This window comes from Paracoccus sp. IB05 (assembly GCF_016405985.1).
In the GTDB taxonomy this organism is placed as follows: domain Bacteria; phylum Pseudomonadota; class Alphaproteobacteria; order Rhodobacterales; family Rhodobacteraceae; genus Pseudogemmobacter.
In genome coordinates this window covers 103,776-113,598 of sequence record NZ_JAEFCF010000012.1, presented here as the reverse complement: position 1 = coordinate 113,598, position 9,823 = coordinate 103,776, and the positions used below count along the sequence as shown (strand labels likewise).

Sequence of the window (9,823 nt, the reverse complement as noted above, 5' to 3'; positions counted from 1 at the left end):
CTCATGGCGCCAATCTAACCCGCTGACTCACAAACATGAATCCGCAGATCAGAGGGATAGCGCAACAAAGCCTCTCTGAGGTAGAAGTGAAAATGCCGCGTTCCAGATCCTCCCAATGCGATCCAAGGCGTGAGGTCCATGTCGTCTCGGGTGTCACCAGCAATTTCGTAGAATTCGCCCCATGAAGGCGCGAGCCCGCTAAAACGACATTGCCCCTCATACTAACCATGGTCATTTACTGATGTCACACGATACCGCTCAGAACCTTTGAAGCAGACTGTGACAGCAGGTAAATTCTCGTATTCACGATAGGCATATGGATTTGTTCGTATATGGACTAATAGCGTTTGACCATTCTGCTCAATCTTGAGACCGGCATCGTTCGGATGCGCGTTCCAATCTTCATTTAGGTGCGTAAATGTCGGCAGATTGTCAGTTTGGAAGTGCCAAGGCAATTCGTCCTTAAGCGTCCACGTGACGAAAAGACGATCTGGTCGCTGTGCTAATAGTCGCAGAGTGTCCGTAGCTTCGTTGACCGAGGCGGCAACACTGCCCCGCCTTAGCATCTTCCAGCCCGTTAGGCAGTTCCTTATTCGCCGCCCATCGACTTGGGAAATCGTCAAGTATCGATCTGCAACCTGCAATACATCTCCTGCCTCTCCAGGATCTCGCGCGGAATGCGGTTGGAAATTCGGCTGCCTCGATTGATGCTGACATCCGGACCGCCCGCGCGGACGCGCGGTCATGCGGCACCACTCTGCAGATGCGGCAGCTTTGGAAACTTCTCGTCAATGAGCCGCTGGCAGCATCAGATCTGTTGCATCGCATTGCCATTCATGAATGCGGCCACACGATCGTTGGCCAGAGTCTGGGCTATCAGATCCTGCGTGTCATGCTGACGAGAGATGGTGGCAGAACCCGCCAAGCTGCTCCGGAACACCCAGGCTGCCTGAGTGACATTGAAGCGGAAATTACAATGCTGATGGCCGGCCGAACCTCCGAGAAAATCGTATTCGGGGATGTCTGTGGTGGTTCTGGAGGGCCAGACATATCCGACCTGGCAAAGGAGACGAACCTGGCCAATCGATATGAGGCTGGGCCTTGGGGCACTGGGCCCCGTCTGGACCGATACCTCGCCAGATGTGGTGATAAGGGACCCGGAGGCAAGAGAGCGGGTCAGACTACGGCCTGAGGCAGCCGCCCGACGTCGTCTTACTCACCAGAAACGAATCCGGTCAGGAGGCAAAAAAGCCGCTTAAGCATCCCCGAGAACTGTCAGGACCCGGGGAGACGCTCAAGCAAGGGGCGCAATTTCGTTTGTTCTACAGGATTTGCACCGCGCCTCAGGACGATATGTTTCCTTTCATATCTTTCCAATAACTCATTGAATATATGTATATATATCAGATTTCCGACTGCGCGCCCGCCGGAAGATCCCCGCCACAGCGAGAAATATGACATCTTCCGTCACATTTTTCTGCAAAGCTCACCAAGGCTCGACAGGTTGCGGGCGTCTGCATAGGTAGAAGCAAGTTACCAGTAGCAACTGGCCTGGCGGCTCCCATACCGCTACGCCAACGGAGGCCCAAATGACCCGCAGTTCAGTCCTCGAGCTCCTTGGCGATATCGCGCAATCGGCGAGCATTGATGAAACCTGGGAGGTGGCGACCCGGCATTTTGCCGCAATGGGCTTTGCCCGGGCGAATTACGGCTTTACCCGCTTTCGTCACCTCAAGACGATCGGCGACCCGGATGATGCGCTGTTTCTCAGCACGATGAACCAGGAGTATGCCCGCCGTTACTTTGAAAGCGGTCTTTTCAGCCGCAGCCCGGTTTTCCGCTGGGCCGAGCGCAATTCCGGGATCCGCACCTGGAAATGGGTGCATGACGCTTTTGCCGCCGGCAAACTCGCGCCGGAAGAAGCGGAAATCGTACGTCAGAACAACGCACTCGGCATCAAAGCTGGCATAACGGTCAGCTTCCCGGAAGCATCGAGCCGTGCCAAAGGGGCGCTTGGGCTGATCGCCGATACCAATCTCGACCACGCCGATGTCGAGCGCATCTTTGCCGGGCGCGGCGATGAGATCAGCGCCATCGCCCATATGATGCATCTGCGGATCGTGCAGCTGCCGCAGCTCTCAAAAGCGCGCACGCTCAGCCCGCGCCAGCGTGAGGCGCTGGAATGGGTGGCGGATGGCAAGACCACCCAGGATGTGGCGCTGCTGATGGGGGTTTCGCCGGCGATGGTGGAAAAACACCTCCGCCTCGCACGTGATGCGCTGGCGGTTGAGACCACGGCTCAGGCGGTGGCCAAAGGCGCGCTCCTGAACATGATCTTTCAGCAGTTCCCCGAGCCGCTGGCCCAGGCCGCCAGCTGACCCTCCTGCCCTGCCGGTCTGCCGGACAGCCACCGGATTGGTCAGTAAAGGCAAAGGGATGCCAGCCACATTTGCCAGCATTTTAGAGTCATTGAACGGAAAAGGGCCGCACCTTGCGGTACGGCCCCGGATGAAATGGATCCCGTAAAGGATCCGGAAGATCAGCTGCCAGCCAGTGTCTTGGCGACTTCAGCGGCGAAATCTTCTTCTTTTTTCTCGATGCCTTCGCCAACCGCCACGCGGGCATAGCCGGTGATCTCGACGCCGGCTTCTTTGGCAGCCGCTTCAACGGTCAGGTCGGGATTGATGACGAAAGCCTGGCCCAGAAGCGTGTTCTCAGCGAGGAATTTCTTCATCCGGCCCGGGATGATGTTGTTATGGATCACCTGCTCGGGCTTCGGCTTGCCCGAGGATGCGTTCTCTTCCAGTGCCTTGGCAGTCTGTACCTGCAGCTCGCGCTCGACGATGACCGGGTCGAGGGTCGCTTCCGACAGCGAGAGCGGGTTCGTGGCCGCGATATGCATCGCGAATTGCTTGCCGATCTCTTGTGCCCTGGCAGCATCGCCCTTCAGCGCCACGAGAACGCCGATCTTGCCCATGCCGTCAGCAGCCGCATTGTGGACATAGGAGACGACGGTATCGCCTTCCAGCACATGCATCCGGCGCAGCGTCATGTTCTCACCGATACGCGCGATGGCATCCGTCAGCACTTCCGAAACGGGCTTGCCGTTCAGATGGGTTGCTTTCAGAACTTCAACATCGTTCGCGGTGGTCAGAGCGACTTCGGTGATCTCGCGCACGAGTTTCTGGAAGTCGGCATTCTTTGCCACGAAGTCGGTTTCCGAGTTGATCTCGATGGCGACACCCTTGCCGGTGGCCACGGTCACCCCGATCAGACCCTCGGCCGCGACGCGGTCAGCCTTTTTGGCGGCTTTCGCAAGGCCCTTGGTGCGCAGCCAGTCAACGGCGGCTTCCATGTCGCCATTCACTTCGGTCAGCGCCTTCTTGGCGTCCATCATGCCTGCGCCGGTCGATTCGCGCAGTTCTTTCACCATTGCTGCGGTGATGCTCATAGGTCAGCTCCTTCGGAAAGGTAGAAACGGATCACGGCGGGGCTATCCCCGCCGCGCAACAACCCGGTGACAGTGGCGGGGGCAAATGCGCCCCCTGCGCCCTGTCAGGCCTCTTCAGCGGTGGCTTCTTCTTCCGGCGCCGCTTCCAGAGCGCCGAGATCAACGCCGGCAGCGCCGAGCTGAGCCGACATCCCGTCCAGAGCAGCGCGGGCAATCAGGTCGCAATAGAGCGCAATCGCGCGGGCCGCGTCATCATTGCCCGGGATCACATAGTTCACGCCTTTGGGCGAGTTATTGGTGTCGACGATGCCGACAACCGGGATGCCCAGCTTCTGTGCTTCGAGGATGGCGAGGTCTTCTTTGCCAACATCGATGATGAACAGCAGATCCGGCACGCCGCCCATTTCACGGATCCCGCCAAGCGAAGCCTGCAGCTTCGACTGGTCGCGTTCCATGTTCAGACGCTCTTTCTTGGTCAGGCCTTCTGCGCCTGCTGCAAGGGTCTCGTCGATTTGCTTCAGACGCTGGATCGACTGGGAAATGGTCTTCCAGTTGGTCAGCGTGCCACCGAGCCAGCGGTGGTTCATGTAATACTGAGCGCATTTTTCAGCGGCTTCGGCGATCGGCTTTTGCGCCTGACGCTTGGTGCCGACGAAGAGGATACGGCCACCTTTGGCGACGGTATCGCGCACGACTTTCAGAGCCTGGTCCAGCAGCGGGACGGTCTGGGTCAGGTCAACGATATGGATACCGTTGCGATCGCCATAGATATACTCGGCCATACGCGGGTTCCAGCGCTGCGTCTGGTGACCGTAGTGAACGCCAGCTTCCAAGAGCTGACGCATGGAGAAATCGGGGAGCGCCATGTCCAAATACCTTTCCGGTTTGCGCCTGAGCGGAGGATCAAGGAGCAGATGCCCCAACCGGTGGACCTGTGCAGGATGTCTCCCCGCATAGGCCCGCCTCCGCCTGTGAAGTGCCGCGCGTATAGCTGTGGGTTTCACAATGTGCAAGTCCCCACGCGCCATCGCAGCTGCGGGACGCTCCGCGGGGAGTATTTGCCTCAAGAGGAAGCCGGCATTTCCTCTTGAGGCAAATACTCCCGCCGGAGGCGCAGCTCAGTCAGAGGCGTCACGGCCTGCCGGTTTGCGCCCCATGGCCCAGGCCACCAGCGGGAATTCGGGATCATTTGTCAGATCGTCATCGGGCGCAGCTTCCGGTGGCCAGTCCTGTTCCAGATTGCGCAGGGCTGCGGCGCGGTTGCCCCATTGGGCCGACATGATGCTGTCTTCCTCAAACCCGGCTTCGATCAGCAAATTTTTCAGCCCGAGCGCCGACCAGCGCGAGCAATCGACCGGAACCGCGTGATATGGCACAAAAAACGGCACGGCGAGCCAGAACCAGCCGCCAGGGCGCAACATGCGATGGACATTGCGGGTGGCGGTGTAGGGGCGCTCGATATGTTCCCAGACCTGATTGGCGAGGATGATATCGAACTTGTATTTCTTGCCCGCCTCATCCCGGAACGGGCCTGTGCAGGGATCGTTGTCGGGGTAGTGGAAGGCGCGATGGCTGCGGAAACCGAGGCGTTCGCCCCAGTTTCCGGATATTTCCGCCGCGTCCAGTTTCGCCGGTTCCAGATCCTCCAGCCATTGCAGGCTGATTTTCTGCATCACAATCCGGTTCAGCGAAGCCATCTGGCCTCCTCAATATCTCTCAGAAATGAATAGCGCGCCCATAAGCATCGAGCACAGATTCATGCATCATCTCTGAAAGTGTCGGATGCGGGAAGACCGTTTCCATCAGTTCCGCCTCGGTCGTCTCGAGCGTGCGGCCGATGACGTAGCCCTGGATCAGCTCGGTCACTTCGGCGCCGACCATATGCGCGCCGAGGAGTTCGCCGGTTTTCGCGTCGAACACGGTTTTCACCAGCCCCTCGGGTTCGCCAAGCGCAATCGCCTTGCCATTTCCGATAAACGGGAAGCGGCCGACGCGGATCTCAAAGCCCTGCTCTTTCGCTTTTGCCTCGGTCAGGCCGACAGAGGCGACCTGCGGATGGCAATAGGTGCAGCCGGCGATGGATCCCGGTTTGATCGGGTGCGGATGCTGTCCCGCGATCAGTTCGGCCACCATGACACCTTCATGGCTGGCTTTATGCGCAAGCCAGGGCGCACCCGCGATATCACCGATGGCATAGAGGCCCGGCACCCCGGTGCGGCAATATTCATCGGTCACGACATGGGTGCGGTCGATTTTGACGCCCAGCTCTTCCAGGCCCAGATTTTCGACATTGCCAACGATGCCAACTGCCGAGATCACGGTGTCAAACTCTTGCGTTTCGATCTTGCCAGCGATCTCGATATGGGCTGTGACGCCCTTGCCGGGATGGCGGTCCAGCTTTTTCACTGCCGCTTTTTCCAGGATCTTCATGCCTTGTTTGACGAATTGCTTCTTCGCGAAGGCGGCAATCTCGGCGTCTTCGACCGGCAGGATCCGCTCCATCACCTCGACCACAGTGGTCTGTGCGCCGAGCGTGTTGAAGAAGCTCGCGAATTCGATGCCGATGGCGCCGGAGCCGATGACGAGGAGCTTTTTCGGCATCCGTTTGGCCACCAGCGCGTGGCGATAGGACCAGACCAGATCTCCGTCAGCCTCCAGCCCCGGCAGCTCGCGTGCGCGTGCGCCGGTGGCCAGGATGATGTTTTTCGCGACCAGCGTTTCGGCTCCCTTGTCGGTGGTGACCGCCACCTTGCCGCCGCCGGCAAGCTTCGCGGTGCCCATGATCACGGTGACCTTGTTTTTCTTCAGAAGATGGCCGACGCCGCCGGCAAGCTGCTTCGCCACGCCGCGCGAGCGGGCGACCACCGCCGGCAGGTCATAGGAAATCCCCTCGGCCTTGAGCCCGAACTCCTTCGCGCGATGCATCAGGTGGAAGACCTCGGACGAGCGCAGCAGCGCTTTCGTCGGAATACAGCCCCAGTTGAGGCAGATGCCGCCCAGATTTTCGCGTTCGACCACCGCGACTTTCTGGCCCAGCTGCGCCGCCCTTATCGCCGCCACATAGCCGCCGGGGCCGGAGCCGATCACCACCACGTCGAAATTCGAGTCTGCCATTTCCGCCTCCCTCAGAAGAACTGGCCCTGGGAAAACGCCCCCAGGAAAACTGGTTCACCCTTAAACAATCTCGTTTAACCGAGCAACAAAGCTGGCGCCGCAACCCTATGCGTCTGATGCATGGCTGCCACGGATCTCTGCTACCAGCGCCGGATAGGCCCCGGCTGCGAGGAATTCGGCCTCTGCTTCCGTCGTCTCGCGCCCGAGGGCGGCATTGCGGAAGGGAAAACGGCCAAAGCGGCGGATGATTTCCTGATGCGCCCGGGCATGAAGGAGGCTTTCGGGGTTTTCCGGCATACGCTCTGTAAAAAGCTGCACCGCCAGCGCCTGGTCCTCCGGATCCTCGGAATGCTCAAACGGCATATAGAAGAACTGGCGTTCGGGTTCGGGGGCGTCGAGATCCCAGCCCTCGTCCAGCGCGCGGCGGGCGGCGGCCCGTGCCTGCGGGTCGGTCGCGAAAGCCTCTGCCCGGCCCCGGTTGATGTTACGGGCAAACTGATCGGCGATCACCAGATAGGCCAGGGTTCCGGCCGCGCCATCGACCCAATGCTCCAGCCCGCCATCCTGCAGCGCCTGCCACAACTCGCCAAACCGGCTGGCACAGGCATCGTCAATCTCTTCGCCGCCGGCATACCAGCCCTGGGGGCCGATCTCTTCGATCCAGAATTGCAGCACTTCGATCGGGTCGGACATCTTCACCTCCGCTGACGGCCAGTCTTCGGGCCAGAGTGTCAGCGGGGGCGCCAGGGTGCAACCTCAGGCATCGCGCTGACCGGGATTTTCCCGATCTTCCGCCGCCTGGTCGCCCTGTTGCTGCGGCGCGCTCTCCTCCGATGCCGGCGGCACGGGCTGATCGCGCTGGATGACCAGGGCCTGCGCGGCTTCGGCGGCGGCTTCGGGATTTTCGGGCGAGGGGTTGATTTCGATTGCATTTTCAACCGCCGCGACCGAGGCGACCGCAGAGGCCATAGGCGCGATATTGGCATAGGCGCCGGTCACGACCGGGGTCGCACGCTTGGTCATCCTCCAGGCGGCATAGCCTGCCAGTGCGGCATAAAGCACCCCGACAAAGAAGAAGAAACCGCGCGGCCCCATCACGTCAGGCCCCATCAGCCAGCCGACAATCAGCGGGCCAAAGATCGAGCCAACGCCGTTGATGAACAAAAGCCCCGCCGAGGCAGCTGCCATCTGCTCTTTCGAGAGGTAGTCATTGGTATAGGCGATGATCAGCCCGTAGATCGGATAGGTGATGCCGCCCAAAAGCGCCGCGACCACCAGATAGACCGGGAAGGGCAGCGGGAAAATCGTCGCCACTGCCATGACCACAGTTGCCACCACCGAGAGCCACACGATGATCTTGCGCCGGTCGATCCGGTCCGAAAGCCGGCCGATCGGATATTGCAGGATCAGCCCGCCAATATAGAGCGCCGAGGTGAACAGCGCGATCTGCCCCACCGACAACAGGCTCACCGAACCCCAGACCGCCGCCATCCCGAACATCGCCGAGAACACCCCGCCGATCAGGAAAATACCGACGCAGCCGAGGGGTGAGATCCGGTACAGCTCGCGGAACCCCAGGCGCTGTCCGGTCTCGAAACTGGGGCTGGGATAGGTTGCCAGCAGCAAGGGCAGGAAGGCCAGCGACACCAGCACCGAGGGGATCAGGAAGAGATCATAGCCAAAGGGATCGCCAAAGGCCAAAAGCCCCTGGGCCGAGATGATGCCGGCCATCTGCACAATCATATAGGCCGACAGGGCCTGGCCGCGCGTCTCATTGGTTGCGGTATCGTTCAGCCAGCTTTCCGCCGTGATATAGACGCCGGCAAAGCCAAAGCCGATGATCACCCGCATCAGCGCCCAGGCCTGCCAGTGGATCACCATCGGATAGAGCACCAGCACCGCCGAGATCAGCGAGCCAAGCGCCGCAAACACCCTTATATGGCCGACATGCTGCAACATTCCCGGCACATAGCGCGAGCCCAGCAGGAAGCCGAGGAAATAGGCCGACATCACGAAAGACAGCTGGAAGGTGGTAAAGGCCTCCATCGTGCCCCGGATGCCCAGAAGCGAGCCCTGAACCCCATTCCCCACCATCAGCAGCAGCACCCCCAGAAGCAAAGGCCAGGTGGTGTAAAGGACTCTCAGCATCACATGCTCCGGTCAGGCATTGGCTTGTGCTCCACCGGACGGGCCGGAGGGGCTGGCGGGCGGTGTTATGGAACCAGCAGCGACGAGTCGCCGTAAGAGAAAAAGCGATAGCGGTTCATGATGGCATGATCATAGATTTCACGCATCCTGTCCTGTCCCATAAGCGCCGAAACAAGCATCAGAAGCGTCGATTTCGGCAGATGGAAATTGGTCATCAGCGCATCCGACACGCGGAAGGTAAAACCCGGGTAAATGAAAATATCCGTCCAGCCCGACCAGGGCGCGATTTCGCCGCTCTCGCGGGCCGCACTCTCGATCAGCCGGAGCGCTGTGGTGCCGACCGGGATCACCCGGCCGCCTGCGGCCTTCGTGGCGGCGATTTCGGCGGCGGCCAGGGCCGGGACTTCGCCCCATTCGGCATGCATCTTATGGGTTTTGACGTCTTCGACCTTGACCGGCAGGAATGTGCCCGCGCCGACATGCAGCGTCACTTCGGTGAAATTCACGCCTTTGGCACGCAGCGCCGCCAGCAGGGCCTCGTCGAAATGAAGGCTCGCGGTCGGGGCTGCCACCGCGCCGGAATGGCGGGCAAAGACGGTCTGGTAATCGTCATTATCGGCGGCATCTGGCGCGCGTTTTGCGGCAATATAGGGTGGCAGTGGCATGGAGCCTGCCGCAGCCAGAGCCGCATCGAAATCGGCGCCGCTGAGCGAGAATTCCAGCCGAAGATCGGTCTCGCTTTTCTCAGCCACCACGGCCGAGAACTGGTCGGAAAACCGGATCACCTCGCCGGGGTTCACCTTGCGCAGAGGTTTCGCAAGCGCGCGCCAGCCGCCGGTGGCGGAAGGCTCCATCAGCGTGATCTCGATCTTCGCCACCGCGTCACCGCGCGCGCGGGCGCCGGTCAGCCGCGCCGGGATGACTTTGGTATTGTTCAGAACCAGCCGGTCGCCGGGGCGGAAAATATCGACCAGGTCGCGCACATGCAGATCACGGATCCCGCCGCCCTCGGCCAGCAAAAGCCGCGCCGAAGACCGTGGCCGCGCGGGCCGGGTCGCAATCAGAGATTCTGGCAGGTGAAAATCGAAATCGGACAGCTGCATCTGCCTC

The 9,823-nt window shown here is 60.6% G+C and carries 9 protein-coding genes; 2 read left to right on the top strand and 7 right to left on the bottom strand.

Features of this window, described 5'->3' with window-relative positions:
* The first annotated feature begins 763 nt into the window (after positions 1-763).
* Together JC607_RS26010 and JC607_RS10380 are read left to right on the top strand one after the other, a co-directional pair.
* Positions 764-1,192, top strand: coding sequence for a hypothetical protein (locus JC607_RS26010; RefSeq protein WP_198836850.1), 429 nt, complete (start codon positions 764-766; stop codon positions 1,190-1,192).
* A 397-nt stretch (positions 1,193-1,589) separates the two neighbouring features.
* Entirely contained in the window at positions 1,590-2,378 is a 789-nt protein-coding gene (locus tag JC607_RS10380; protein ID WP_198836849.1) for a LuxR family transcriptional regulator, read from the top strand.
* A 161-nt stretch (positions 2,379-2,539) separates the two neighbouring features.
* Here the strand turns inward: JC607_RS10380 and tsf are convergent, their stop codons facing one another.
* The 7 genes from tsf to queA all read right to left on the bottom strand — a co-directional run bounded on the left by tsf (position 2,540) and on the right by queA (position 9,816).
* The gene (gene tsf, locus JC607_RS10375; protein WP_198836848.1) at positions 2,540-3,451 is read right to left on the bottom strand and encodes a translation elongation factor Ts; all 912 of its coding nucleotides are present in this window, start codon (positions 3,449-3,451) and stop codon (positions 2,540-2,542) included.
* Positions 3,452-3,555: 104 nt separating this feature from the next.
* Entirely contained in the window at positions 3,556-4,317 is a 762-nt protein-coding gene (rpsB, locus tag JC607_RS10370; protein ID WP_198836858.1) for a 30S ribosomal protein S2, read from the bottom strand.
* Positions 4,318-4,569: 252 nt separating this feature from the next.
* Positions 4,570-5,148: a methyltransferase domain-containing protein gene (locus tag JC607_RS10365; protein WP_198836847.1), complete on the bottom strand. Its 579-nt coding sequence runs from the start codon at positions 5,146-5,148 to the stop codon at positions 4,570-4,572.
* Between the two features lie 19 nt (positions 5,149-5,167).
* Positions 5,168-6,565 (bottom strand): dihydrolipoyl dehydrogenase, encoded by a 1,398-nt coding sequence (lpdA, locus tag JC607_RS10360; protein ID WP_198836846.1) that lies wholly within the window; start codon positions 6,563-6,565, stop codon positions 5,168-5,170.
* Positions 6,566-6,670: 105 nt separating this feature from the next.
* A complete protein-coding gene (locus JC607_RS10355; protein ID WP_198836845.1) occupies positions 6,671-7,258 on the bottom strand; it encodes a DUF924 family protein in 588 nt (195 codons plus the stop codon).
* A gap of 63 nt (positions 7,259-7,321) precedes the next feature.
* Positions 7,322-8,713, bottom strand: a complete 1,392-nt coding sequence (locus tag JC607_RS10350; protein ID WP_198836844.1) for an MFS transporter — start codon at positions 8,711-8,713, stop codon at positions 7,322-7,324.
* Between the two features lie 65 nt (positions 8,714-8,778).
* On the bottom strand, positions 8,779-9,816 hold the full coding sequence (gene queA, locus JC607_RS10345; RefSeq protein WP_198836843.1) for a tRNA preQ1(34) S-adenosylmethionine ribosyltransferase-isomerase QueA: 1,038 nt from the start codon (positions 9,814-9,816) through the stop codon (positions 8,779-8,781).
* Between the last annotated feature and the right edge of the window lie 7 nt (positions 9,817-9,823).